General features: G+C 70.0%; 25 protein-coding genes, 4 tRNA genes and 3 pseudogenes. 21 read left to right on the top strand and 11 right to left on the bottom strand.

Annotation, left to right across the window (positions count from 1 at the left end; all coding sequences use genetic code 11):
• The first annotated feature begins 14 nt into the window (after positions 1 to 14).
• The 10 genes from ACIRR8_RS16970 to ACIRR8_RS16925 all read left to right on the top strand — a co-directional run bounded on the left by ACIRR8_RS16970 (position 15) and on the right by ACIRR8_RS16925 (position 8,973).
• Positions 15 to 626 (top strand): NADH-quinone oxidoreductase subunit J, encoded by a 612-nt coding sequence (locus ACIRR8_RS16970; RefSeq protein WP_404064819.1) that lies wholly within the window; start codon positions 15 to 17, stop codon positions 624 to 626.
• Entirely contained in the window at positions 626 to 1,027 is a 402-nt protein-coding gene (gene nuoK / locus ACIRR8_RS16965; protein WP_404064817.1) for an NADH-quinone oxidoreductase subunit NuoK, read from the top strand. Before ACIRR8_RS16970 ends, nuoK begins: the two co-directional genes overlap by 1 nt.
• Positions 1,024 to 3,024 carry an NADH-quinone oxidoreductase subunit L gene (locus ACIRR8_RS16960; RefSeq protein ID WP_404064814.1) on the top strand — a complete coding sequence of 667 codons (2,001 nt, stop codon included), beginning with the start codon at positions 1,024 to 1,026 and terminating at the stop codon, positions 3,022 to 3,024. The genes nuoK and ACIRR8_RS16960 overlap by 4 nt, the downstream gene beginning before the upstream one ends.
• Complete coding sequence (locus tag ACIRR8_RS16955) at positions 3,021 to 4,706, top strand: NuoM family protein (RefSeq protein ID WP_404064811.1); 1,686 nt, start codon at positions 3,021 to 3,023, stop codon at positions 4,704 to 4,706. Before ACIRR8_RS16960 ends, ACIRR8_RS16955 begins: the two co-directional genes overlap by 4 nt.
• Positions 4,703 to 6,271, top strand: a complete 1,569-nt coding sequence (locus tag ACIRR8_RS16950; protein ID WP_404064809.1) for an NADH-quinone oxidoreductase subunit N — start codon at positions 4,703 to 4,705, stop codon at positions 6,269 to 6,271. The genes ACIRR8_RS16955 and ACIRR8_RS16950 overlap by 4 nt, the downstream gene beginning before the upstream one ends.
• Positions 6,272 to 6,387: 116 nt before the next feature.
• Positions 6,388 to 6,843: a large conductance mechanosensitive channel protein MscL gene (mscL, locus tag ACIRR8_RS16945; RefSeq protein WP_404064806.1), complete on the top strand. Its 456-nt coding sequence runs from the start codon at positions 6,388 to 6,390 to the stop codon at positions 6,841 to 6,843.
• 241 nt (positions 6,844 to 7,084) lie between these two features.
• Complete coding sequence (gene htpX / locus ACIRR8_RS16940) at positions 7,085 to 7,948, top strand: zinc metalloprotease HtpX (RefSeq protein WP_404064803.1); 864 nt, start codon at positions 7,085 to 7,087, stop codon at positions 7,946 to 7,948.
• Complete coding sequence (locus tag ACIRR8_RS16935) at positions 7,945 to 8,337, top strand: YccF domain-containing protein (protein ID WP_404064800.1); 393 nt, start codon at positions 7,945 to 7,947, stop codon at positions 8,335 to 8,337. Before htpX ends, ACIRR8_RS16935 begins: the two co-directional genes overlap by 4 nt.
• A 52-nt stretch (positions 8,338 to 8,389) precedes the next feature.
• The gene (locus tag ACIRR8_RS16930) at positions 8,390 to 8,575 is read left to right on the top strand and encodes a hypothetical protein (RefSeq protein WP_404064798.1); all 186 of its coding nucleotides are present in this window, start codon (positions 8,390 to 8,392) and stop codon (positions 8,573 to 8,575) included.
• Between the two features lie 125 nt (positions 8,576 to 8,700).
• Positions 8,701 to 8,973 (top strand): GlsB/YeaQ/YmgE family stress response membrane protein, encoded by a 273-nt coding sequence (locus ACIRR8_RS16925; RefSeq protein ID WP_404064796.1) that lies wholly within the window; start codon positions 8,701 to 8,703, stop codon positions 8,971 to 8,973.
• 13 nt (positions 8,974 to 8,986) lie between these two features.
• Here ACIRR8_RS16925 and ACIRR8_RS16920 read toward each other — a convergent pair whose 3' ends face one another.
• The 3 genes from ACIRR8_RS16920 to ACIRR8_RS16910 all read right to left on the bottom strand — a co-directional run bounded on the left by ACIRR8_RS16920 (position 8,987) and on the right by ACIRR8_RS16910 (position 10,883).
• Positions 8,987 to 9,634: an alpha-ketoglutarate-dependent dioxygenase AlkB family protein gene (locus ACIRR8_RS16920; RefSeq protein WP_404065507.1), complete on the bottom strand. Its 648-nt coding sequence runs from the start codon at positions 9,632 to 9,634 to the stop codon at positions 8,987 to 8,989.
• Positions 9,635 to 9,684: 50 nt separating this feature from the next.
• The gene (locus tag ACIRR8_RS16915; protein ID WP_404064793.1) at positions 9,685 to 10,215 is read right to left on the bottom strand and encodes a methylated-DNA--[protein]-cysteine S-methyltransferase; all 531 of its coding nucleotides are present in this window, start codon (positions 10,213 to 10,215) and stop codon (positions 9,685 to 9,687) included.
• Between the two features lie 179 nt (positions 10,216 to 10,394).
• Positions 10,395 to 10,883 (bottom strand): YajQ family cyclic di-GMP-binding protein, encoded by a 489-nt coding sequence (locus ACIRR8_RS16910; RefSeq protein ID WP_018510616.1) that lies wholly within the window; start codon positions 10,881 to 10,883, stop codon positions 10,395 to 10,397.
• A gap of 167 nt (positions 10,884 to 11,050) precedes the next feature.
• Here ACIRR8_RS16910 and ACIRR8_RS16905 point away from each other — a divergent pair.
• Positions 11,051 to 11,132, top strand: a tRNA-Tyr gene (locus ACIRR8_RS16905).
• Positions 11,133 to 11,295: 163 nt separating this feature from the next.
• Here ACIRR8_RS16905 and ACIRR8_RS16900 read toward each other — a convergent pair.
• Positions 11,296 to 11,715, bottom strand: a pseudogene (locus ACIRR8_RS16900) (site-specific integrase); the annotation flags it as partial.
• 135 nt (positions 11,716 to 11,850) lie between these two features.
• Positions 11,851 to 12,036 (bottom strand): helix-turn-helix transcriptional regulator, encoded by a 186-nt coding sequence (locus ACIRR8_RS16895; protein WP_404064791.1) that lies wholly within the window; start codon positions 12,034 to 12,036, stop codon positions 11,851 to 11,853.
• A 272-nt stretch (positions 12,037 to 12,308) separates the two neighbouring features.
• Here ACIRR8_RS16895 and ACIRR8_RS16890 point away from each other — a divergent pair.
• Positions 12,309 to 12,854: pseudogene (locus tag ACIRR8_RS16890) on the top strand (GNAT family N-acetyltransferase); the annotation flags it as partial.
• Between the two features lie 113 nt (positions 12,855 to 12,967).
• On the opposite strand, the gene ACIRR8_RS16885 reads toward ACIRR8_RS16890, so the two are convergent.
• The 3 genes from ACIRR8_RS16885 to ACIRR8_RS16875 all read right to left on the bottom strand — a co-directional run bounded on the left by ACIRR8_RS16885 (position 12,968) and on the right by ACIRR8_RS16875 (position 15,649).
• Entirely contained in the window at positions 12,968 to 13,279 is a 312-nt protein-coding gene (locus ACIRR8_RS16885) for a hypothetical protein (protein WP_404064788.1), read from the bottom strand.
• A 401-nt stretch (positions 13,280 to 13,680) separates the two neighbouring features.
• Positions 13,681 to 14,337, bottom strand: coding sequence for an SDR family oxidoreductase (locus tag ACIRR8_RS16880; RefSeq protein WP_404064785.1), 657 nt, complete (start codon positions 14,335 to 14,337; stop codon positions 13,681 to 13,683).
• 34 nt (positions 14,338 to 14,371) lie between these two features.
• A complete protein-coding gene (locus ACIRR8_RS16875; RefSeq protein WP_404064782.1) occupies positions 14,372 to 15,649 on the bottom strand; it encodes an amidohydrolase family protein in 1,278 nt (425 codons plus the stop codon).
• Positions 15,650 to 15,937: 288 nt separating this feature from the next.
• Here ACIRR8_RS16875 and ACIRR8_RS16870 point away from each other — a divergent pair.
• The 6 genes from ACIRR8_RS16870 (at position 15,938) to ACIRR8_RS16845 (ending at position 18,585) form a co-directional block, all read left to right on the top strand.
• Positions 15,938 to 16,010 (top strand) — tRNA-Thr (locus ACIRR8_RS16870).
• Between the two features lie 45 nt (positions 16,011 to 16,055).
• Positions 16,056 to 16,128, top strand: a tRNA-Met gene (locus ACIRR8_RS16865).
• 88 nt (positions 16,129 to 16,216) lie between these two features.
• Positions 16,217 to 16,381 (top strand): 50S ribosomal protein L33, encoded by a 165-nt coding sequence (gene rpmG, locus ACIRR8_RS16860; RefSeq protein ID WP_003956487.1) that lies wholly within the window; start codon positions 16,217 to 16,219, stop codon positions 16,379 to 16,381.
• A gap of 117 nt (positions 16,382 to 16,498) precedes the next feature.
• On the top strand, positions 16,499 to 16,951 hold the full coding sequence (locus ACIRR8_RS16855; RefSeq protein ID WP_404064780.1) for a MaoC family dehydratase N-terminal domain-containing protein: 453 nt from the start codon (positions 16,499 to 16,501) through the stop codon (positions 16,949 to 16,951).
• Positions 16,951 to 17,379, top strand: coding sequence for a MaoC family dehydratase (locus ACIRR8_RS16850; RefSeq protein WP_404064777.1), 429 nt, complete (start codon positions 16,951 to 16,953; stop codon positions 17,377 to 17,379). The genes ACIRR8_RS16855 and ACIRR8_RS16850 overlap by 1 nt, the downstream gene beginning before the upstream one ends.
• A gap of 150 nt (positions 17,380 to 17,529) precedes the next feature.
• Positions 17,530 to 18,585: a UDP-N-acetylmuramate dehydrogenase gene (locus ACIRR8_RS16845; protein WP_404064774.1), complete on the top strand. Its 1,056-nt coding sequence runs from the start codon at positions 17,530 to 17,532 to the stop codon at positions 18,583 to 18,585.
• A 15-nt stretch (positions 18,586 to 18,600) separates the two neighbouring features.
• Here ACIRR8_RS16845 and ACIRR8_RS16840 read toward each other — a convergent pair.
• Positions 18,601 to 19,237 (bottom strand): annotated as a pseudogene (locus ACIRR8_RS16840) (NAD(P)-dependent oxidoreductase).
• Between the two features lie 86 nt (positions 19,238 to 19,323).
• Between ACIRR8_RS16840 and ACIRR8_RS16835 the strand changes: the two are divergent.
• The gene (locus tag ACIRR8_RS16835; RefSeq protein ID WP_404064772.1) at positions 19,324 to 19,914 is read left to right on the top strand and encodes a TetR/AcrR family transcriptional regulator; all 591 of its coding nucleotides are present in this window, start codon (positions 19,324 to 19,326) and stop codon (positions 19,912 to 19,914) included.
• Here the strand turns inward: ACIRR8_RS16835 and ACIRR8_RS16830 are convergent.
• Both ACIRR8_RS16830 and ACIRR8_RS16825 read right to left on the bottom strand, forming a co-directional pair.
• Positions 19,907 to 20,920: an adenosine deaminase gene (locus ACIRR8_RS16830; RefSeq protein WP_404064769.1), complete on the bottom strand. Its 1,014-nt coding sequence runs from the start codon at positions 20,918 to 20,920 to the stop codon at positions 19,907 to 19,909. The genes ACIRR8_RS16835 and ACIRR8_RS16830 overlap by 8 nt on opposite strands.
• Before the next feature lie 115 nt (positions 20,921 to 21,035).
• A complete protein-coding gene (locus tag ACIRR8_RS16825; protein WP_366422863.1) occupies positions 21,036 to 22,262 on the bottom strand; it encodes a pyridoxal phosphate-dependent aminotransferase in 1,227 nt (408 codons plus the stop codon).
• Positions 22,263 to 22,474: 212 nt separating this feature from the next.
• Between ACIRR8_RS16825 and ACIRR8_RS16820 the strand changes: the two genes are divergently transcribed.
• Together ACIRR8_RS16820 and secE are read left to right on the top strand one after the other, a co-directional pair.
• Positions 22,475 to 22,547 (top strand) — tRNA-Trp (locus ACIRR8_RS16820).
• 106 nt (positions 22,548 to 22,653) lie between these two features.
• On the top strand, positions 22,654 to 22,941 hold the full coding sequence (secE, locus tag ACIRR8_RS16815; RefSeq protein WP_030561924.1) for a preprotein translocase subunit SecE: 288 nt from the start codon (positions 22,654 to 22,656) through the stop codon (positions 22,939 to 22,941).
• The last annotated feature ends 73 nt before the right edge of the window (positions 22,942 to 23,014 follow it).

Here is a 23,014-nt window from a genome sequence, read left to right as displayed (position 1 = left end):
CATCTGCATCGCCCTTGGCCGCAGCCGCCGACCACCCCGGCTTCCTCTCCCCGACCGGCGTCGAGATCGCGTTCGTCCTGGTCGGCCTCGCCACCCTCGGCGCCGCCGTCATCACCGTCACGACCAGGCAGCTGGTGCACGCCGCCCTCTGGCTCGTCGTGGCGCTCGGCGGACTGGCCGTCGAATACCTCCTGCTCACCGCGGAGTTCATCGCCTGGGTGCAGGTACTGATCTACGTCGGTTCCATCGTCGTCCTCCTCCTCTTCGGCCTGATGCTCACCCGGGCCCCCATCGGCCGCTCCCCGGACGCCGACTCGGGCAACCGGTGGGTGGCCCTCGGTGTGGCCCTCGCCTCGGCGGCCGCGCTCGTCTGGGTCGTCGTGGACGCCTTCCGTACGACCTGGATCGACCTCGAAGGGCCGGCCCAGGGCTCCACCGCCGTCACCGGGGCCTTCCTCTTCCGGAACTGGGTCCTCCCGTTCGAGGCGCTCTCGGTCCTCCTGCTCGCCGCCCTCGTCGGCGCCATCGTCCTGTCCCGCAAGCACGACACGGACTCGGACGTCCGGCCGGGCGCCACCACCCGGCGGCAGCAGGACAGCGGCAAGGGCCAGGAGGAGCAGCGCTGATGCACCTCGCCTATCCCGCCGTACTCGCCGCCCTCCTCTTCTGCACCGGCCTCTACGGCGTCCTCGCCCGCCGCAACGCGATCCTGGTCCTGATGTCCGTCGAGCTGATGCTCAACGCCGTCAACCTCAACCTCGTCGCCTTCGACGTCTGGCTCCGCGACACCCTCCACTCCGGTCAGGCCCTCACCCTCTTCACCATCGCCATCGCAGCGGCCGAGATCGGCATCGGCCTCGCGATCGTCCTCGCCGTCCACCGCAACCGCGGCTCCTCCGCCATCGACCGGCTCCGCGACACCGCCGAGAGCGACGGCACCGGTGACACCTCCCGTACGGGGGACGCCGAGACCGACGGCCACCCCGCGACACCAGGGCACACCAAGAACGCAGAGGCCACCTCGTGACCACGACGACCCTCGCCGCCCTCGTCCCGCTCCTCCCCTTCCTCGGAGCCGTCGCCGGACCCGCCCTCGGCCGCACCGCCCCCGGCTTCGTCCGCCCCCTGGCGATCCTGCCGACGCTCACCGCGGCCGTCCTCGCCGTGGTCGTCGCCGTCCGCCAGGGCGGCGGCCGTGCCATCGACGCCGCGACCCAGCTCACCCCCACCGGGTCGGTCCCCATCGACCTGGCGCTGCACCTGGACGGCTTCGCGGTCCTGGTCGCCGTCCTCGTCACCGTCGTCGCCACCTGCGTACAGCTCTACTCCACGGCCTACCTACGCGGCGACGCCCGCTACCCCTCCTACGCGGCCCTGGTCTCCCTCTTCACCTCCGCGATGCTGCTCGTCGTCTACTCCGGCGACCTGATGGTGCTCCTGGTCGGCTGGGAGATCATGGGCATCTGCTCGTACTTCCTGGTCGGCCACTACTGGGAGACGCCCGAAGCCCGCGCCGCCTCGCTCAAGGCCTTCCTCGTCACCAAGCTCGGCGACGTCCCCTTCCTCGTCGGCCTGTTCGCCCTGGCCGCCGACACGGGCAGCTTCCGGATCACCAAGATCCTGGCGGCCGTCACCAACGGCGGCCTGGACCACCCCACCCTCATCGCCCTGCTGCTCCTCGCGGGCGTCGCCGGGAAGTCCGCGCAGTTCCCCCTGCACACCTGGCTGCCCGACGCGATGGCCGGCCCCACCCCCGTCTCCGCGCTCATCCACGCCGCGACGATGGTCGCCGCCGGGATCTACTTCGTGGCCCGGCTGCTTCCCGTCTTCGCCGCCTCCGGCGCGGCCCTGGTCGTCCTCGCCGTGATGGCGGCCGTCACGATGATCGGCTCCGGACTCGCCGCCCTCGCCCAGGACGACATCAAGCGCGTCCTCGCCTACTCGACGATCGGCCAGCTCGGCTACATGTCCGGCGCCCTGGCCGTCGCCGACCGAGGCGCCGCCGTCTTCCACCTGATCTCGCACGGTGCTTTCAAAGCCGTCCTCTTCCTCGCGGCCGGCGTCGTCATCCACGCCGCCGGCACCAACTCACTCGCCGCCATGTCCCGCATGGGCGGCCTCGCGCGCCGGATCCCCGACGCCTACTGGACGATGACCGTCGCCCTCCTCGCGCTCGCCGCCATCCCGCCGTTCGCCGGCTTCTTCTCCAAGGAAGCCGTCCTCGTCGCCGCCGAGCACACCGCCATGGGAGACCGGACCGTCGCCCCCGCCGCCGCGGGCTGGACGATCCTCGTCGCCGGGCTGCTCGCCGCCACCCTCACCGCCGCCTACGCCACCCGCCTCTGGCTCCTCGCCTTCAAGGGCCGCGGCGCCGAACTCCCCGACCACGGCCGCCAGCCCCTCGCCATGACCTCCGTCCTCTGGATCCTGGCCGTCCCCACCATCGCCTTCGGCCTCACCGCGGGCGCGATCGGTGACTGGTTCGACGGACACGCCCTCACCCCGTCCCTCACCACCGCCGTCCTCTCCACCGGCGTCGGCCTCGTCGGAGGCCTGGTCACCTACGGCGCCTGGCGCCACACCACGGCGCTCGCCGCCCGCACCCCCATCGGTGCCGTCGCCGCCCACCCCGGCGCCGAACCCGCCCTCGTCGAAGCCGAGTCCATGACGTCCCACACCGCCGCCTACGGCACCATCGCGGACGCCGCCGACCCGGCCGACCCCGGCCGCCTCCTGCTGGGCCCGCTCCACCGCCACGCGGTCACCGGCTTCCACCTCGACGCCCTGTACACGGTGGTGTTCGTCCGGCCGGTCCAGCAGGCCGCCCGCCTCGTACGCTTCCTGGACCGCACGGTCGTCGACACCTACGTCAACGGGTCGGGTGCCGTCACCCGCCTCCTCGGTACCGCCGTACGCCGCGCCCAGACCGGGAACGTGCAGACCTACCTCAGCGTCCTGCTCGCCGGTTCCCTCGTCCTGGCGATCGCCGCCGTCGTCTTCGCCAACGTCAACGCGGGGTCGTGACCGTGATCGATATCAGCCCGTCCGTGATGCAGTTCCTTCTCGCGTTCATCGTCGGCGCCCCGCTCCTCGGCGCCGTCGCGGCCCTGCTCCCCGCCCCGCCCGGACTCAAGGGCAGGAACCCCGACCAGGCCGTGCTCCGCCACGGCGTGACCGTGACCGGCGCCGTCCTCATCGCCGCGATCGTCCTGGCCGCCGGCTTCGACCACGACCACCCCGCCACGATGCAGGCGACCACCGACATCAGCTGGATCCCGGCACTCGACGTCCGCATCCACCTCGGCATCGACGGCATCTCGCTCCCCCTCCTGCTCCTGACCGCGCTGCTGACCTTCCTCTGCGCGCTGTACAGCTACTTCAAGCCGCCCGCGGGCCCCTCACCGAAGGCGTTCACCGCCCTCGTCCTCGTCCTGCAATCCGGCACCCTCGCCACCTTCGCCGTCCTCGACCTGCTGCTCTTCTTCCTCGCCTTCGAGATGGTCCTCATCCCGATGTACTTCCTCATCGCCCGCTGGGGCGGTGACCAGCGGCAGGCGGCCGCCTGGAAGTTCATCCTCTACACGCTGCTCGGCTCGGTCGTCATGCTGCTCGGCCTGCTCCTCATCGGACTGAAGAGCGGCACCTTCGACATGGTGGCACTCGCCACTGACAACGGCCGTGGCCTCACCGCATCCGTGCAGGTCATCGCCGTTCTCGCGATCGGCGTCGGGCTCGCCGTGAAGACCCCGATGTGGCCCCTGCACAGCTGGCTCCCCGACGCCCACACCGCCGCGCCGACCGTCGGCTCGGTGCTCCTGGCGGGCGTCCTGCTGAAGATGGGAACGTACGGATTCGTCCGGATCCTGCTCCCCATCGCGCCCGACGGCATGCGCACCTTCGCGCCCTACCTCGCCGCGTTCGCCGTCGTCGGCATCGTCTACGGGTCGCTCGCCTGCCTGGCCCTGGCCCGCAACGGCGCCAAGGGCGACCTCAAACGGCTCATCGCGTACTCCTCCGTCGGCCACATGGGCTTCGTGCTGCTCGGCATCGCCACCATGACCCCCACCGGGGTCAACGGCGCGCTCTTCGCCAACATCGCCCACGGCCTCATCACCGGCCTGCTGTTCTTCCTGGTCGGCGCCATCAAGGACCGCTACGGCACCGCCGACCTGGACACCCTCGCCGGCGCCACCGGAGCCGCCCTCTACGGCCGCGCCCCCCGTCTCGGCGCCCTGCTCGCCTTCGCCGCAGTCGCCTCGCTCGGGCTGCCCGGACTCGCCGGATTCTGGGGCGAGATGCTCACGCTCTTCGGCGCCTACAGCCCCGCCGAGGGCCTCAGCCGCCCCGCGTTCCGCACGTTCATGGCCATCGGCGCGTTCGGCACGCTGCTCACCGCCGCGTACATGCTCATCGTGGTCCGCCGCGTCTGCATGGGCGAGCACACACCGCACTCTCAGCTCTCGCCAGCCACCGCACAGCAGGCCGCCACCGCCCCGCAGCCGGCGGACGACCCTGAGCGGTCCGCGGCCGCCGGAAGCCCTCAACTGCCCCGAAACACCCCGCGACTCGCCGACATCCAGGGTTACGAAGCCGCCGCCTGGACCCCGCTCGCCGCCCTCACCGTTCTCGCCGGACTCTGGCCCGCCGTCCTCCTCGGCCTCACCGATCCGGCCGTGCAGAAGCTCCTCGCAGGAGGCAAGTCGTGACCGCGGACCTCACCAGCGCCCCGGGCGCCCTCACCGCGGCGGCCGACAGCGCTCCCAGCGTCGTCCAGAACGTCGACTGGCTCGCCATCGCGCCCCCCACCCTCACCGCGCTGGCCGCCCTGCTCGTCCTCGTCGCCGACCTCTTCCTCCCCGAGAGCCGCAAGAAGCTCCTCGGCTACGGAACCCTCACCGCCCTCGCCGCCGCCCTGGCCCTCCTCATCCCCCTCCGGGCCGGCGACCGCGCCACCTTCTGCGTCACCACCGGCACCCAGCCGTGCAGCTACACCGCCGACCACTTCACCCTGGTCATCCAGGCCCTCGTCCTCGGCGGGGCCTTCCTCACGGCGCTGCTCTCGCTCGACGACACACGGAAGCTGCCGGCGGGCGAGTACTGGTTCCTGCTCCTCGCCTCCACGGCGGGCGCGGCTCTCCTGCCCGCCTCCCGCGACCTCGCCACCCTGGTCGTCGCCCTGGAGGTCGCCTCACTGCCCGCCTTCGCGCTCGTCGGCATCAAGCGCGGCGACCGGCGTTCCTCCGAGGCCGCGCTCAAGTTCTTCCTCTCCTCCGTCGTCGCCACCGCCGTCATGCTCCTCGGCGTCAGCTTCGTGTACGCGACCACGGGCACCCTGCACCTCACCGAGATCGCCGCCCACCTGGACGACGTCCCTCCGGTACTCGACACCCTCGCCAAGACCGGCGTCGTCCTCACCCTCGTCGGCTTCGCCTTCAAGACCGCCGCGGCACCCTTCCACTTCTGGGTTCCCGACACCTATGTAGGCGCGCCCCTGCCGATCGCCGCCTATCTGTCCGTCGTCGGGAAGACCGTCGGCTTCTCGGGCCTCATCCTCGTCACCGTCATCGCGTTCCCTTCCTATGCCGACGTCTGGGGCCCCGCGGTCGCCGTCCTGGCCGCCCTCACCATGACCGTCGGCAACGTCGCCGCCCTCCGCCAGCAGCCCGACCGCGCCCGCAGTACCGTCCGGCTCCTCGCCTGGTCCTCCGTCGCCCAGGCCGGCTACCTGCTCGTCCCGATCGCCGCCGCCGCGTACTCCAGCGACGAACAGATCGGCGCCACCGTCGCGTACGCCCTCATGTACGCCGTCGTGAACCTCGGGGCCTTCGCCGTCGCCGCCCTCGTCGCCCGTACGAAGCCCGGCAACCGCATCGCCGACCACCGGGGCCTTTACGCCAACCGGCCCCTCGCCGCCCTCGCGCTCGGCTTCTTCCTGCTCTGCCTGGCCGGACTGCCGCCGGGCGTCATCGGGCTCTTCGCGAAGGTCACCGTCTTCTCGGCGGCCGTCGACGCGGGGCTCGGCTGGCTCGCCGTCGTCATGGCCGTCAACGTCGTGATCGCGCTCTACTACTACCTTCAGTGGACCGCGATCCTCTTCAGGAGTCCGGAAACCGGGGAAGCCGCCACCGGGACGCCGGACTCCGCGACGCCGCGCCGATTCCGGGCCCCCGCCCCGCTCGCCACGGCGATCTTCCTCACCGCCGCCGCCGGCATCCTCCTCTCCGGAGCCCCGCAGCTCGTCCTGAGATTCGCCGCCGTCACCCTCTTCTGACGCTCTCCGGAGGCGAAAGATCGGTTTGCCCGGGGCGCCCGCCACAGGGCAAGGTCGTGGCTGCCCACGTCCCGTACACGACGAAGACGTACGAAATCCATAGAGGAGAGAGAGCAGTGCTGAACGGGTTCAAGGACTTCATCCTGCGAGGAAACGTCATCTCGATGGCGATCGGCCTCGCCGTAGGAGCAGCCTTCACCGCCGTGGTCACCGGCTTCAGCACCGCCTTCATCACGCCGCTGATCGGTCTCGCCACCGGCTCGGTCGGTGACTTCAGCGCGGCTCAGTTCACCGTCGAGGGCGCGATCTTCCCGTACGGAAAGTTCCTCGCCGCCGCGATCGCCTTCCTGATCACCGCGGCCGTCCTCTACTTCTGCGTCGTGGTCCCCATGACGAAGGTGCAGAACCGCTTCACCAAGGAGGAGGAGGTCGACATCAAGGCGGCCCTCCGCGACTGCCCGCGCTGCTTCAGCCCGATCCCGGCCGTCGCCTCCCGCTGCGCCCACTGCACCAGCGAGGTCGAGCCCGACCCCGAGGCCCTCGCCCTCGCCAAGCTCCCCGTCCAGCGCTGAGCCCGCCGCCCGTCCGGCGCTGACGCACGCACGCCCCGACACCCGTACGGCCCAGTGCCACGTCGTACGGGCCAGGGGCCGGAACCGGCCGGATCACGCCGGAGCGGCTCCGCCCTCCGCCCGCACGCACAAGGGAACTAGCTCCCCTCGCCTGGCGTTGACCAGTACGGGAGGCTCCACTGGGGGAGTGGAGCACCACCATGCAAAGGGTTCCCCTGCTGCACCACTTGGAGGGCGTACCGTGCACCGCCGGCACAACGGGCTGAAAACCGCCGTACTCCTCGGGGGCCTGTCCGCACTCATCATCGTCATTGGCAGCTTCTTCGGACGTACGGGCCTCCTCATCGCGCTCGTCGTGGCCGTCGGCACCAACGCCTACGCCTACTGGAACAGCGACAAGCTGGCCCTGCGCGCCATGCGGGCACGGCCCGTCAGCGAATTCGAAGCGCCACAGCTCTACCGGATCGTCCGCCAGCTCTCCACCGCGGCCCGCCAGCCGATGCCGCGCCTCTACATCTCGCCGACCCAGGCGCCCAACGCCTTCGCCACCGGCCGCAATCCGCGCAACGCGGCCGTCTGCTGCACCGAGGGCATCCTCCAGATCCTCGACGAGCGGGAGCTGCGCGGGGTCCTGGGCCACGAGCTGAGCCACGTCTACAACCGGGACATCCTCATCTCCTCCGTCGCCGGAGCGCTCGCCTCCGTCGTCATGTTCCTGGTCAACTTCGCCTGGCTCATCCCCATCGGCCGCTCCAACGACGACGAAGGCCCGGGCCTCCTGGGCATGCTCCTGATCATGATCCTGGGCCCGCTGGCCGCCTCCGTCATTCAGCTCGCCGTCAGCCGCTCCCGCGAGTACGAGGCCGATGCCTCCGGAGCCCAGCTCACCGGAGACCCGCTCGCCCTCGCCAGCGCCCTGCGCAAACTGGAAGCAGGAACGAAACAGCTCCCGCTGCCCCCGGAGCCCAGGATCGAGACCGCGAGCCACATGATGATCGCTAACCCCTTCCGTCCCGGAGAGGGAATGGCCAAGATGTTCTCCACCCATCCGCCGATGGCGGAGCGCATCGCCCGACTGGAACAGATGGCAGGTCGCCGCCCATGAAAACCCTTCTGAACATCATCTGGCTCGTCCTGTGCGGGTTCTGGATGTTCCTCGGCTATCTCCTCGCAGGCGTCCTGCTCTGCATCACGATCATCGGAATCCCGTTCGGCGTCGCCGCCTTCAGGATCGGTGTGTACGCGCTCTGGCCCTTCGGCTACACGGTCGTCGACCGCAGGGACGCCGGATCGCCCTCCTGCGTCGGCAACGTCCTCTGGCTGATCCTCGCCGGCTGGTGGCTCGCCCTCGGCCACATCACCACCGGCATCGCCCTCTGCATCACGATCATCGGCATCCCCCTGGGCATCGCCAACTTCAAGCTGATCCCCGTCTCCCTGATGCCGTTCGGCAAGGAGATCATCCCGACGGACCAGCCGTTCACAGCCCGTTAGGACCCCGGAGAGCAGCTGACGGCCCCGGAGCGACCGCGTACGCTCCGGGCTCGTGGACAGGCAACGCACGGACCGCCGGCTCCGGCTGATCGCCGAGACCAGCCGCATCGCCGACGCACTCGGCGTGGACCTCTGGCTCCGCGGCGGCTGGGCCATGGACTTCTTCCTCGTACCGGAGACGGCCCTGCGTGAGAGACGCGGGCCGGACCGGGAGGCGCGGGTCAACCTGCCGCGGTAGGGGCGACCTGCCGCGATAGGTGCGCGGCTCGCCTCTCCCGTGAAAGCGACTGTTCCGGTCAGCAACCGAACACCTGCTCGCCGCGTCTTGTGTTCCAAGACCAAGCAAAGGGTAGGAGCAGCGGCATGAGCATTGTCGGTTGGATCATTCTTGGGCTGCTCGCCGGAGTCATAGCCAAAATCCTGCTCCCGGGCCGCGACCCGGGCGGCATCGTCGGGACCACCGTCATCGGCATCGCCGGTGCCTTCGTCGGAGGCTGGCTCTCCAGCCAGTTCCTCGACCGTCCCATCAGCAACGACTTCTACGACACCGCCACCTGGATCGCCGCCATCGCCGGCTCCCTGGTCCTGCTGATCCTCTACCGGCTGCTCTTCGGCAACTCCCGCGAACGCCGCTGACTGATACCGGGGTTCAGCTCAGCCCGGTCTCGCGCAACGTCACATTCAGCCGGCCGGCCCGCATCCCCGCATCCGGGTCGGCCGAACCGGCGTACACCTTCGGCACCCCGTGGAACGCGAAGCGCGACGGGCCGCCGAAGACGAAGAGGTCTCCGGAGACCAACTCGACGTCCTTATAGGGCTGCCCGCGCCCCTCAGGATTGCCGAAACGGAACACGCACGTCGCCCCGATGCTCAACGAGACCACCGGAGCGCCCGACCGCTCCTCCTTGTCCTGGTGCATCCCCATCCGCGCGGTGTCGTCGTAGAAGTTGATCAGCGCGGTGTCCGGAGCGAATGCCTCCGCCGCGCTCTCGTCCCCGTACGCCTCCGCCACCGCCGCCCGCCCCAGGTCGACCAGCCACCGCGGCAGCGCGGCCACCGGGGCGCCGTTCACATCGTCGGCGGTTCGCGTGTACCGGTACGGCTGCCAGTGCCACCCCAGGCACACCGTCCGCACCGACATCACGCCGCCGCCCGGCAACACCGTGTGCCGCAGCGGAACCGGCCCCCGCGCCCACTCCCGGCACGCCGTCACCAACTCCCGCCGCCGCGCCACGGAGAGCCATTCGGGTACGTGCACGGCACCCGGCGCGACCACCTGGCGGGGCCGAGGGAACAACCCGCCCGAAGCCGCAGGAACCTCACGCGAGGCCACCCGTCACACCACCCTCAACGCCCGGCCCGCGCAACAGGTTCCACGCACGCCGCCCCCTCCAGCCCCAGCAGCAACTGCTTGAGCTCCAGGCCACCCGCGTACCCCCGAAGCGCCCCGTCCGCACCGATCACGCGGTGGCACGGCCGCACGACCAGCAGCGGGTTCCGCCCGATCGCCGTCCCCACCGCCCGCACCCCGGCGCCCGAGGCCCCGACCTGCGCGGCGACCTCCCCGTACGACAGGGTCTGCCCGTACGGGATCGACTCCACGACCTTCCAGACGCGCCGCTGGAACTCCGTACCCACGCCCTCGGCGAACGGCACCTCGAACCGCGTCGACCGCCCCGCGAAGTACGCCTCCATCTGCGCGATGACCCCGGCGAACGGCTCGGGCGCCCGGCGCCACCCGTCCTGGACGACCGCCCCGCCCTTCTGCCCGGGCACGGACAGCGACACCAGCCGCAGCCCGTCGGCCGTCCCGTCCGACTCACCCACCAGCAGCAGCTCACCCAGAGGGCTCGCCACCCGCGTGTACACCGTCGTCACGACCGCTCACTTCCCTCAACCGACGACAAACAGACTCACACCAGCCAGTCTGCTCCGCGCCCCACGCCCTCGGCTGGCGGATTTCGGACAGGGAGCAGCCGGGTACACCCTCAAAAACGCGAAGGGGCACGTCGCCGGGGTGTGCCCGACCGCGTGCCCCTCCATACTGACGAATCGTCCTACCGGTAGTTCACGTACTGGATGGCGAAGTCGAGGTCCTTCTCCTTCAGCAGCGCCTGCACGGCCTGAAGGTCGTCCCGGCTCTTCGAGCTGACGCGCAGCTCGTCACCCTGGACCTGCGCCTTGACGCCCTTGGGCCCCTCGTCGCGGATGATCTTCGCCACCTTCTTGGCGTTCTCCTGGGAGATGCCCTCCTCGATCGTGGCGAAGATCTTGTACTCCTTGCCGGAGAGCTGCGGCTCGCCGGCGTCCAGCGACTTCAGCGAGATGCCCCGCTTGACCAGCTTGGACTGGAAGATGTCGAGGATCGCCTTGACCCGCTCCTCGCCGTTCGCCTCCATCAGGATCTTCTCCCCGGACCACGAGATCGAGGCGCCCGTGCCCTTGAAGTCGTAACGCTGGGAGATCTCCTTGGCGGCCTGGTTGAGGGCGTTGTCGACCTCCTGCCGCTCGACCTTCGAGACGATGTCGAAACTGGAGTCGGCCATGACGTGTGGCTCCTTGCGTCGAATGTGCGTGGGATACAGCGCAAAGCCTAGCCACCGCCGCACCCTCCGGCTGCTGATCAACGAGGTGGCGGAGCACCCCTGGCCATCAGGTATTGTTTACGTCGTCGCCAAGGAGCTCACTCGCTGAGATCCGACGCGTCGTTCGAGGCGGTGTGCCCGAGTGGCCAAAGGGAGCAGACTGTAAATCTGCCGGCTCAGCCTACCCAGGTTCGAACCCTGGCGCCGCCACACGACCGAAAGGGTCTGTGACCAGCAGCAATGCTGATCGCAGACCCTTTTGTCGTCTCGGCATCCCGCATCACCGAAATCGCCCTTTTGTCTCGCTGTGTCTCACTCTGATTCACGTGGTGACCAGTCCGTGTGGGGCAGGCGTGGGGCAGCTACCCGGCTGCTACCTCCCGTCTTTCAGCGCTGCCTCGATACGGGCGTTGGCATTGGCGGCGGCGCCATCGAGACACTTGGCGTAGACCCTGAAGAGAACGGCCACACTGTGGCCGGCGCGTGCTGCCACCACTTGCGGTTCAACGCCGGAACTGAGCCAGGTGGAAACGGCGGCGTGGCGAAGGTCATACGGGCGCTTGGCGAGCTTCGAGGCATGCTGAGCAGGGGTGAGAGCGCGGGTGCGTCCCTCTGCCCATACCTCGCCATATCCGGTGTCCTGAATGAGCCCACCTCGCTGAGTACGGAACAGTCGGCCGTCGGGCGCGACACCGTAGGCCGTGACGTGCCACCGCAGTAGCGCGACCAGGTCAGGCGGGATCGGGACCGTTCGGACGGCTCTGCGAGGACGGTGCTTCAGTCCACGCTTGTCGTTTTCCAGCGCAGTTCGGCCGAGGTCTGGCCACGGTCCTGTCGCTGCCGGACGGACCAAATCCGAACGTCGTACGTCTTGCCCTGGGGTCCTTCCTGAGGAGGGGACCCGGCTCCTGCCGGACCCCCCTGGCGGTCAGTACGCGGCGGCGTTCCCGCTCAGCCACTCGTCCAAGTCGGTTCGGCGCATGCGAAGGTGACCGTTCGGGAGCTTGACGAGTTGGGGAGCCTGGCCCCGTGCGCGCATGCGGTAGAAGGCGGCGCGACTCATGTTGATCTCTTCAAGGACTTCCGGGAGCTTGAGCATCTGGGGGCGGGCCACAGGTGGGACTCCTTCTCAGATCCTGCGGAGCTGGAATCCACTGACAGAACTGACAGAACCTCGTTGGGGGAGGTTCTGTCACAGGACGCCCGGCGGGCCGTCGGGAGTTCTGTCAGGTTCTAACTGAGTTCTGTCATAGCCGTGATCAGGGCCGTTTGTACAGGTCAGAGGTTTGCTCGGGGGGTTGTGTCAGTTCTGTCAGCGGTCTGGGGGCTGAACCGGATGACCTACGAGATCGGCGACGTGTCCGGTCGAGATGAGAACGAGCCTCAGTGAGAATTCTTCCTGCGCAACCCGACGACGTGACCAAGCTGCTGGCCTTTCGCGAAGAGGCTGCGGCTTGGCTCATGCGACTTGGAAGCGACCAGTGGCAACGCCCGTACCCCGCTGACCGCTTGCTCGCCGCCATCGAGGCAGGTGCTGTCTTTGTGGTCAATGAAGGGGGCGCCACCGCCGCGACCATCACTCTCACTCCCGATGCGGAAGAGGGGCTCTGGGCGGAACAAGAGCTGCAAGAGCCGTCGTTGTTCGTCAACAACCTGACTGTGGCGCGTATGTATGCGGGTCGGAACGTCGGGGGCCGACTGCTTGACTGGGCGGGGGAGCGTGCCTTTCGCGCTGGTGCCAAGTGGCTGCGACTGGATGCGTGGACCACTAACGAGGGTCTACAGCACTACTACCTCGACCATGGTTTTGAGCACGTGCGCACGGTTCGTGAGGGCGGCGCGGTGAACGGCGGTCCGCGAGTCTCCGGGTGGTTGGCTCAGCGGCTGGCAGGTCCAGCGGCGCATGGATTTGAAGACGAGACACCAGTCCCCGAAGTGATCTTCCCTGGCCGCGCCTTGCCGATGCCTGAAGCCCGTTCCCGATCTCTCCGAGGCGCAGCCAATGGCTGCGCCTCGGAGAGATCGGTACCTGCGCAAGCTAGCCCTTAGGCAGGCGTATCCCGCCGAGGCGAATCGGATGAGTCCACTTCCCCTGCCTCAGAGTCCAGGGGCTCTGTGGCCTGGGATGGAAGTTCCGGCAGCTCGTCCACTGCGGAGGGTTCTGCTTCCGTCGGCTGTTCGCTCTTGCGCCGGCTCTGGTCACGCATTGCGTTCTTGGCCCGGTGGAACGAAGCGAAGAAGGCGGGAAGGTCATCGAAGAAGCTCTGCAGTTGTTTGACGAAGCTCTGCAGTGACCAGACAAAGATGGCCAGGACGCCGAACACCGCGAGTACGACCAGGATGATTGTGCTGTCCATTAAATACCTCGGGAGGCAGAACGCACACCAACAACGCACCCAGCAATAACTTTTGCTGGGCTTGCACGCACAAGGTCCGGTATGACGGCGCGTGCATGAGCGGTGTTTGTGTGAGCTACCTCCGCTTCTCTCCGCTTCACAAGGTGATGGACAGCGAAACCGAGGATACAGCCCCTGATCCCCTTTACGTAGGGGTACTTGTGGGAGATCCGTGGGGCAGCAAGTAGCCCGGGGGCTGAAACCCCAGCTCAGGTGGTGTACCGCGCGAAGTCTGTAAATCTGCCGGCTCAGCCTACCCAGGTTCGAACCCTGGCGCCGCCACGCCAACGAAGCCCCCGACCAGTCCTTCTGGTCGGGGGCTTCCTCGTTTCCGGCAGTGGTCAGCCCCTCAGGGCCCCGGCTCAGTTGCCCGCGACGTCCTTCACGGCCACCGTGACCGGCACGTTCCCGGAGATGACCTCAAGGGTCAGGCCCGCCGTCGCCGGAGTGTCCAGGAGCTCCAGGATCGTCGCCGCCACGTCGTCGCGCGGGATCGGGCCGCGGCCGGTCTTCGCGGCGAGCAGGACCTGGCCCTTGCCCGCGTCGTTGGTGAGCATCCCGGGGCGCAGGATCGTCCAGTCGAGCGCGGAGCGGGAGCGTACGTCCGCGTCCGCCGCGCCCTTCGCCCTCAGGTAGACGTCGAACACCTCGTCGCCGGGGTGGTCGGGGTCGGCGCCCATGGAGGAGACGACGATGTACCGGCGTACGCCCGCGGCTTGGGCGGCGTCGGCGAACAGGACGGCGGCGCCCCGGTCGACGGTGTCCTTGCGGGCGGTGCCGCTGTTCGGGCCCGCGCCTGCCGCGAAGACGGCCGCGTCGGCGCCGCGCAGCACCTCCGCGGTCTCGTCGACGGTGGCCGATTCGAGGTCCAGTACGGCGGGTTCGGCGCCGATATCGGTGAGGTCCTGGCTCTGTTGAGGGTTGCGGATGATCCCTACGGCTTCATCCCCGCGTGCGGCGAGCAGCCGCTCCAGCCGCAGTGCGATCTGTCCGTGTCCACCTGCGATGACAATGCGCATACCTCCGACCGTACGCCCGGCGGCCGCCGGATGCTCAGCTCCCGGGCCCGCCACCGGAGTCGGGTCGTCCCTGACGCGGGAGATCGGGGCCGGCGGCGGTGTCGGGATCGGAGTCGCAGTACTCGCGTACGGCGCTGGTGCGGGCGACGATCCGGCCGCGGTGGACGACGATCCGGCTGTAGGCGAGGGAGAGCACGCCGGAGAGCCGTTCACCGCGTACGGCGAGGAGTTCGGCCGGGAAGCCCGCCTCCACGCGGACCTCGGGCAGGCCGAGGGCGGCGCGGGCGGTGGTGGAGACCATGGCGTAGGCGTGTTCGGCGCGCAGGCCGTGCTGCGAGGCGAGGAGGTAAGCGGCCTCCAGCGGGTCTCCGCGGCCCACCGGGTTGGCCGTGTCGCGCAGTGCGCCGCTGCCCGCCGCCACGCGTACGCCCGCGGAGCGCAGGAGGCGTACAGGAGCGCTCGTACGGCGCTCCGAGCCCGCGCAGCCGCCCTGGGGGAGGCAGACGACGGTGATGCCGGCGGCGGCCAGCTGGTCGGCGGCCCGGCCCGCGGTCTCCAGGGGGAGGCGGGCGAGGCCGGCGCAGGGGCCGAGCGCGACCCCGGGGCGCAGCCCGCCGGCCATGGCGGCGAGGCGGGCCAGGCGCGCCGGGTCGTCACCGTCGGTGTGCAGGTCGACCGGGCAGCCGTGCTCGGCGGCCACCTCCAGGACGGCCGCGGTGTAGCCGGTGGGGTCCGGGTCCAGGTCGGGGCAGCCGCCGACGACCGCCGCGCCCATCTTCACTGCGTCCCGGAGCAGGGCGAGGCCCTCCACCCCGGCGGCGCCGGTGAGCAGGCGGGGGACGGCGACCGCGGTCAGGTCGGCGAGGCCGCGCAGCGCCCGGCGGGCCTGGAGGACGGCCTCCAGCGCGGCGAGCCCCTGGACGTCGCCGATGCGGACGTGGGCGCGCAGGGCGGTGGCGCCGTGGCCGAGCTGGAGGAGGGCGGCCTCGGTGGCGCGGCGCTGGATGTCCTCGGGGTGGTCGGACGCCGGCCCGGTGTCGTCGGCGGTGAGGGCGGTGTCGCCGTGGGCGTGGGGTTCGGCCGGTGCGGGGAGCAGGAGGTAGCCGCGCAGATCGATGCGGGGGCCTCGGGTGGCGAGGCTGCCCGCGGTGCCGACGGCCTCGATACGGCTGCCGCTCAGGCGTACGTCGACCGCGCGGCCGTCGGTCAGGCGGGCACCGCTCAGGACGAGGGCGGGGGCCGGGTCGGTGGTGGCCGCTTCGGCGCCGTCGGGCGCGCTGTCGTCGGGCCGCCGCGGCTGGCTGTCGGGCATCGCGCTCCTGGGAGGGGTGCACGGCCGCGCGGAGCGGCCGAGCCTGGAGGGGTGGTCCCGTCGATCATGGCCGGGTCCGCGACGTGTGGCACGGCGGCTTCCGGGAGGAGCCCATTAGTCGTACCGGTGCCCCCGTGACGACGCCCCGAAGGAGTCCTTCCGAAACGGCGCGCGAGCTGGATCAAGGCCTGATCAGGAGGTGTGGGCGGGCCCCGGTCGACGGCCGGGGCGTGGTGCAGAAACGGATTTGGGCGATCGGCCGGAGACCGTGTAATGTCTTCCTCGCTCGCCCCAATAGCTCAGTCGGTAGAGCGTCTCCATGGTAAGGAGAAGGTCTGCGGTTCGATTCCGCATTGGGGCTCTGGTGATCGGGAAACCCCGCTTCGGCGGGGGGACTCATCATCAAAGCGGTGTAGCTCAGTCGGTAGAGCAAGCGGCTCATAATCGCTGTGTCACCGGTTCAAGTCCGGTCACCGCTACTAACGGTAGCCGATTGTTGGGTCGGTCCTTCGATCGGCTACTCTTTTATGCGTTCATCCGTCCATCGTCCGTCCAAGGAGCACTCACGTGGCTGCCACCGACGTCCGCCCGAAGATCACGCTGGCCTGCGTGGAGTGCAAGGAGCGGAACTACATCACCAAGAAGAACCGGCGTAACAACCCGGACCGTCTTGAGATGAAGAAGCACTGCCCGCGCTGCAACTCGCACACCGCGCACCGCGAAACGCGCTGAATCAGGCTCGTACACGAGGCCGCCCCCTCTGGGGGCGGCCTCGTGTCGTTGTACGGGGTGGTTCCCCGCGCAGGGGCGTGCCCTTATTCGTCATTTCCAGCAGGAGGTAGCGAGCTCATGGCGCTCGACCAGTCCTTCGTGGGCCGGACGTATCCGCCCACCCCGGCGTACGAGGTAGGCCGGGAGAAGATCCGCGAGTTCGCCGAGGCGGTGGGCGACGCCCATCCGGCGTACGTCGACGTGGAGGCGGCCCGCGCGCTCGGCCACCCCGATGTGATCGCGCCGCCCACTTTCGTCTTCTCCATCACCTACCGGGCGGCCGGAGAGGTCGTGCAGGACCCGCAGCTGGGCCTGGACTACAGCCGGGTCGTCCACGGCGACCAGAAGTTCTCCTATGTGCGTCCGGTGCGGGCGGGGGACCGGCTGACGGTCACCTCCACGATCGAGACCATCAAGTCCATGGCGGGCAACGACATCGTGGACATCCGCGGCGATGTGCACGACGAGGCCGGCGAGTTGGTCGTCACGGCGCTCACGAAGCTGGTGGCGCGCGCCGCCGAGGAGGCGTGATGACGGCGAAGGTCTCCTACGGGTCGGTCGAGGTCGGTACGGAGCTGCCCGCGCAGTCGTTCCCGGTGACGCGGGCGACGCTCGTGCAGTACGCCGGTGCGTCGGGCGACTTCAACCCGATCCACTGGAACGAGAAGTTCGCGCTGGAGGTGGGCCTGCCGGACGTGATCGCGCACGGCATGTTCACCATGGCTGAGGCGATCCGCGTGGTCACGGACTGGGCCGGGGATCCGGGCGCGGTCGTCGAATACGGGGTGCGGTTCACCAAGCCGGTCGTCGTGCCCAACGACGACAAGGGCGCGCTCATCGAGGTCAGCGGCAAGGTCGCGGCCAAGCTGGACGACAATCTGGTCCGGGTGGACCTGGTGGCGGTGAGCGACGGCAAGAAGGTGCTGGGGATGTCCCGCGCCGTCGTACGGCTCGCCTGAGGGGCACGCGTCAGCTGTACGGCTTTCGCGCCCGCCCTACAGGTCACGCGGAAGCTGCCCGGTCCTCGCGCCCGCCTCACAGGTCACGCGGAACCCGTACGGTCCGTGGCCCCGCCCGAGCGGCGGGGCCACGGACCGTACCCTTGTCCCGTGCAGGAACTCCACGATGCCCCTCTCGCCCCCCTGACCACCTTCCGGCTCGGCGGCCCCGCCGCCCGGCTCCTGACGGCCACCACCGACGCCGAGGTGGTCGACGCCGTACGCGAGGCCGACGCGAGCGGCACCCCGCTGCTGGTCATCGGCGGCGGCTCCAACCTGGTCATCGGCGACAAGGGCTTCGACGGCACGGCGCTGCGGATCGCCACCCGGGGATTCACGCTCTCCGGTACGTCGCTGGAGCTGGCGGCCGGTGAGGTCTGGACCGACGCCGTCGCCCGGACCGTGGAGGCGGGTCTCGCGGGCATCGAGTGCCTGGCCGGAATCCCCGGTTCGGCCGGTGCGACGCCCATCCAGAACGTCGGGGCGTACGGACAGGAGGTGTCCTCCACCATCACGGAGGTCGTCGCCTACGACCGGCACACCCGGGAGACGGTGACCCTGCCGAACGCGGAGTGCTCCTTCTCGTACCGCCACAGCCGCTTCAAGGCGGAGCCCGACCGCTTCGTGGTGCTCCGGGTCCGGTTCGAACTGGAGGAGGCGGGCGGTCTCTCCGCGCCTCTCGCGTATCCGGAGACGGCCAGGGCCATGGGGGTCGAGCAGGGCGAGCGTGTTGCCGCCTCCGCCGCCCGGGAGACCGTGCTGAAGCTGCGCGCCGGCAAGGGCATGGTGCTCGATCCGGACGACCACGACACCTGGTCCGCCGGCTCCTTCTTCACCAACCCGATCCTCGACGAGGCGGCGTTCCAGGAGTTCCTGGCCCGGGTCCACGAGCGCCTCGGCCCGGACGTGACGCCGCCGGCGTTCTCCGCCGAGGACGGCCGCACCAAGACCTCCGCCGCCTGGCTGATCGACCGGGCCGGCTTCACCAAGGGGTACGGCAGCGGCCCGGCCCGGATCTCCACCAAGCACACCCTCGCGCTCACCAACCGCGGCGAGGCCACCACCGAGGACCTGCTCGCGCTGGCCCGTGAGGTCGTCGCCGGCGTCCACGAGGCGTTCGGCGTCACCCTGGTCAACGAGCCGGTGACGGTCGGCGTCGTCCTGTAGGGAACGCGGCGATCCTCAGTACGCGACGCCCACGCCCTGCCGTACCGCAGCCGGGTCGTCGATCAGCCTGATCATCGCGTGCGCCGCATCGGCCCGCGAGAGCGACCGGCTGCTGACCGGCGCTCCGCCCACCACCGTGCGGTAGACGCCCGTGAGCGGCCCGTCCGTCAGCTTCGGAGGCCGCAGGGAGGTCCAGTCCGTGGCGCTGCGCTCCAGCGCCGCCTCCATCCGCGTGAGGTCCGCGTACACCTCCGCCAGTACCGCTCCGACCGCCTTGCGCGCCAGCCGGTCCGCCAACGGCTCACCGGGCGGTACGGGCCCCACCGGCGCCGCGCTCACCACCAGCAGCCGCCGCACCTCCTCGGCCGCCATGGCCTCGATGATCCGTCCGGTCAGCCGCTCCGCGACCCCGTCCGCCCTCCGGCCCCGCGCGCCGAGCCCCGAGAGCACCGCGTGCCGCCCCGCCACCGCCGCGCGCACCGCCACCGGGTCGTCCAAGCGCGACGACTCCGTGCGGGGCCAGGGAGTCGAGCGCCTCCGGGAGCATCGCCGGGTCGCGGACCACGGCCGTCACCTCGTGGCCCGCCGCGAGCGCCTGGCCCACGACCTCCCGGCCGACACCTCCGGTCGCTCCGAACACCGTGAGCCGCATGCGCCCCCTCCTCAGGTGGGTGAGTATTCACTTACCTCTAGGGTGAGAGGTTGATCATCCAGCCGTCAAGCCGCAGGGGAGCCACCGTGGAGCCGAAGCCGGCCCGCGTCCGTATCGTCGACGCCGCTCACGAGCTGATGGGCTCCATCGGCCTCGCCCGGACCACCACCAAAGAGATCGCGCGGGCCGCGGGCTGCTCGGAGGCGGCGCTCTACAAGTACTTCCCCAGCAAGGAAGAGCTCTTCGTGACCGTCCTCAAGGAGCGGCTTCCCAAGCTCGGCGGCCTGCTCGGCGGGCTGGTCGCGGGGGAGGGCGCCGTGGAGGCCAACCTCACCGAGGTCGCCCGGCAGGCCGCACTCTTCTACGCGCAGACCTTCCCCATGGCCGCCTCCCTGTACGCCGAACCGCAGCTCAAGAGCCGCCACGAGCAGGCCATGCGCGAACTCGGCACCGGCCCCCACAAGCCGATCCAGGGGCTCGACGCCTACCTCCGCGCCGAACAGCGCGCGGGCCGGGTCCGCGCGGACGCCGACACCTACGCCGCCGCCTCACTCCTGCTCGGCGCCTGCGCCCAGCGGGCCTTCGCCTACGACGCGCTCCCCGGCGGAACGCCCCCGCAGCCCCTGGAGGAGTTCGCCGCCTCCCTGGCCCGCACGCTGCTCGCCGGAATCAGCTAGCCAGCCAGTCGTCGATCCCCGACAGCAGCTTGTCCCGTACGTCGACGGGCGCGGCCGAACCGCGCACCGACTGGCGGGCCAGCTCGGCCAGCTCCGCGTCGGTGAACCCGTGATCGCGGCGTACCAGTTCGTACTGCGCGGCCAGTCGGGATCCGAACAGCAGCGGGTCGTCCGCGCCCAGCGCCATCGGCACGCCCGCGTCGAACAGAGTGCGCAAGGGGACATCGGCGGCCTTCTCGTAGACGCCGAGCGCCACATTGGAGGACGGGCACACCTCACAGGTCACCTGGCGCTCGGCCAGCCGCTCCAGCAGCCGGGGATCCTCGGCCGCCCGGACCCCGTGGCCGATGCGCGAGGCGTCCAGGTCGTCCAGGCAGTCGCGCACGCTGGAGGCGCCCGCCAGCTCCCCGCCGTGCGGAGCCGCCAGCAGACCGCCCTCCCGCGCGATGGCGAAGGCCCGGTCGAAGTCGCGGGCCATGCCGCGCCGCTCGTCGTTGGAGAGCCCGAACCCGACGACGCCCCGGTCCGCGTACCGCACGGCCAGCCGCGCCAGCGTCCGGGCGTCCAGCGGGTGCTTCATCCGGTTCGCGGCGATCACCACGCGCATCCCGAGCCCGGTGTCCCGGGCGGCGCTGTCCACCGCGTCGAGGATGATCTCGATCGCCGGGATCAGCCCGCCGAGCAGCGGAGCGTACGAGGTGGGGTCGACCTGGATCTCCAGCCAGCCGGAGCCGTCCGCGACGTCCTCCTGGGCGCTCTCGCGGACCAGCCGGTGGATGTCCTCGGGCGACCGGAGGCAGGACCGGGCGATGTCGTAGAGCCGCTGGAAGCGGAACCAGCCGCGCTCGTCGGTCGCCCGCAGCTTGGGCGGCTCTCCGCCGGTCAGTGCTTCGGGGAGGCGGACCCCGTACTTGTCGGCGAGTTCGAGCAGGGTGGTGGGCCTCATCGACCCGGTGAAGTGCAGGTGCAGGTGGGCCTTGGGCAACAGACGTACATCACGCTCCATCGGAAGATCCTGCCGCACGGGCGGGCCGGAGCGGAAGTCGCTGTCCTCTTTGGAGTGGGTCCGGAACAGAAAGTGCCCCCGGCCGTGGTGGCCGGGGGCACAATCGCGCGGGCTGTCAGGCCTTGGCCTCGCCGAGCAGCTTCTGGAGCCGGGAGACGCCCTCGATGAGGTCGTCGTCGCCGAGCGCGTAGGAGAGGCGGAGGTAGCCGGGGGTACCGAAGGCCTCGCCCGGGACGACCGCGACCTCGGCCTCGTCCAGGATCAGGGCGGCGAGCTCGACCGAGTCGGCCGGGCGCTTGCCGCGGATCTCCTTGCCGAGCAGGCCCTTGACCGACGGGTAGGCGTAGAACGCGCCCTCGGGCTCCGGGCAGAGCACGCCGTCGATCTCGTTGAGCATCCGCACGATGAGGTTGCGGCGGCGGTCGAAGGCGGTCCGCATCTCCGCGACGGCGTCCAGCGGGCCGGAGACGGCCGCGAGCGCGGCGACCTGGGCCACGTTGGAGACGTTGGAGGTGGCGTGCGACTGGAGGTTGGTCGCGGCCTTGACGACGTCCTTGGGGCCGATGATCCAGCCCACGCGCCAGCCGGTCATCGCGTACGTCTTGGCGACGCCGTTGACGACGATGCACTTGTCGCGCAGCTCGGGCACGATCGCCGGGAGCGAGGTGAACGTCGCGTCGCCGTAGACGAGGTGCTCGTAGATCTCGTCGGTCATGACCCACAGGCCGTGCTCGACGGCCCAGCGGCCGATCGCCTCGGCGTCGGCCTCACTGTAGACGGCACCGGTCGGGTTGGACGGCGAGACGAAGAGGACGACCTTGGTCCGCTCGGTCCGCGCGGCCTCCAGCTGCTCCACGGAGACCCGGTAGCCGGTGGTCTCGTCGGCGACGACCTCGACCGGGACACCGCCGGCCAGCCGGATCGACTCGGGGTAGGTGGTCCAGTAGGGGGCGGGGACGATGACCTCGTCGCCCGGGTCGAGGATCGCGGCGAAGGCCTCGTAGATGGCCTGCTTGCCGCCGTTGGTCACCAGGATCTGGCTGGCGTCGACCTCGTATCCGGAGTCCCGCAGCGTCTTCTCTGCGATGGCGGCCTTGAGCTCGGGGAGCCCGCCGGCCGGGGTGTAGCGGTGGTACTTCGGGTTGCGGCAGGCCTCGACCGCGGCGTCGACGATGTAGCCGGGGGTCGGGAAGTCGGGCTCGCCGGCACCGAAGCCGATCACCGGGCGCCCTGCGGCCTTGAGGGCCTTGGCCTTGGCGTCGACGGCGAGGGTCGCGGACTCGGAGATCGCACCGACGCGGGCGGAGACCCGGCGCTCGGACGGAGAAGTTGCAGCGCTCATGGGCCCATGCTCCCAGACCGGAAAACCCGTCGGCACACGGGTTTCAGGGACCGGACAGGACGCGTACGGGAACCGGACAGGACCGGTCGGTAGTTGTCTGTTCGACGCAGCGGCCCTGAACACGTACACTCACCTGTCGTTGGCCTTCACCAGCCGCACCGTTCCTGCACCCGGGCACCGGGGAAGATGCGGTAGGTTGGTGGAAACCACAAAGGGTCGTAGCTCAATTGGTAGAGCACTGGTCTCCAAAACCAGCGGTTGGGGGTTCAAGTCCCTCCGGCCCTGCTACACACTCCTTCGCCAGGATGTGTGCGCATGTACGTACTTCATTGCACAGCCGTGCGGCTCCACCGGGCGCGGCACGGCCACGACCCGGAATCAGGTGAGAAGCGTGACGGACGCCGTGGGCTCCATCGACATGCCTGATGCTGAGGATGAATCCCCCGAGTCCAGCAAGAAGACTCGGAAGGGCGGCAAGCGCGGCAAGAAGGGTCCTCTGGGCCGTCTCGCGCTGTTCTACCGCCAGATCGTCGCCGAACTCCGTAAGGTTGTCTGGCCGACTCGCAGCCAGCTGACGACATACACCAGTGTGGTGATTGTGTTCGTCGTTGTCATGATTGGTCTTGTTACCGTTCTTGACATGGGGTTCGCGCGGGTCATCAAGTACGTCTTCGGCTGAGCCGGCGGAAGGCGTCCGAACCGGCGCCCCCACCGCACGTTCCACCCTTTGTATCCAGGAAGAAGCAGCCATC

Origin of the sequence: Streptomyces sp. NPDC101178, assembly GCF_044767965.1 — a bacterium.
Taxonomy (GTDB): domain Bacteria; phylum Actinomycetota; class Actinomycetes; order Streptomycetales; family Streptomycetaceae; genus Streptomyces.
Note: the sequence above shows the minus strand (reverse complement) of the source record. Positions and strands in the feature narration are given on the sequence as shown.

Bases quoted from the DNA above. Each gene is read 5' to 3' on its own strand.
- ACIRR8_RS16910 (WP_018510616.1), bottom strand. From the start codon at position 10,883: ATGGCCGACTCCAGTTTCGACATCGTCTCGAAGGTCGAGCGGCAGGAG.
- ACIRR8_RS16825 (WP_366422863.1), bottom strand. From the start codon at position 22,262: ATGAGCGCTGCAACTTCTCCGTCCGAGCGCCGGGTCTCCGCCCGCGTC.
- ACIRR8_RS16925 (WP_404064796.1), top strand. From the start codon at position 8,701: ATGAGCATTGTCGGTTGGATCATTCTTGGGCTGCTCGCCGGAGTCATA.
- ACIRR8_RS16875 (WP_404064782.1), bottom strand. From the start codon at position 15,649: ATGCCCGACAGCCAGCCGCGGCGGCCCGACGACAGCGCGCCCGACGGC.
- ACIRR8_RS16850 (WP_404064777.1), top strand. From the start codon at position 16,951: ATGACGGCGAAGGTCTCCTACGGGTCGGTCGAGGTCGGTACGGAGCTG.
- ACIRR8_RS16935 (WP_404064800.1), top strand. From the start codon at position 7,945: ATGAAAACCCTTCTGAACATCATCTGGCTCGTCCTGTGCGGGTTCTGG.
- ACIRR8_RS16885 (WP_404064788.1), bottom strand. From the start codon at position 13,279: ATGGACAGCACAATCATCCTGGTCGTACTCGCGGTGTTCGGCGTCCTG.
- ACIRR8_RS16830 (WP_404064769.1), bottom strand. From the start codon at position 20,920: ATGGAGCGTGATGTACGTCTGTTGCCCAAGGCCCACCTGCACCTGCAC.
- ACIRR8_RS16855 (WP_404064780.1), top strand. From the start codon at position 16,499: ATGGCGCTCGACCAGTCCTTCGTGGGCCGGACGTATCCGCCCACCCCG.
- ACIRR8_RS16880 (WP_404064785.1), bottom strand. From the start codon at position 14,337: ATGCGCATTGTCATCGCAGGTGGACACGGACAGATCGCACTGCGGCTG.
- nuoK (WP_404064817.1), top strand. From the start codon at position 626: ATGCACCTCGCCTATCCCGCCGTACTCGCCGCCCTCCTCTTCTGCACC.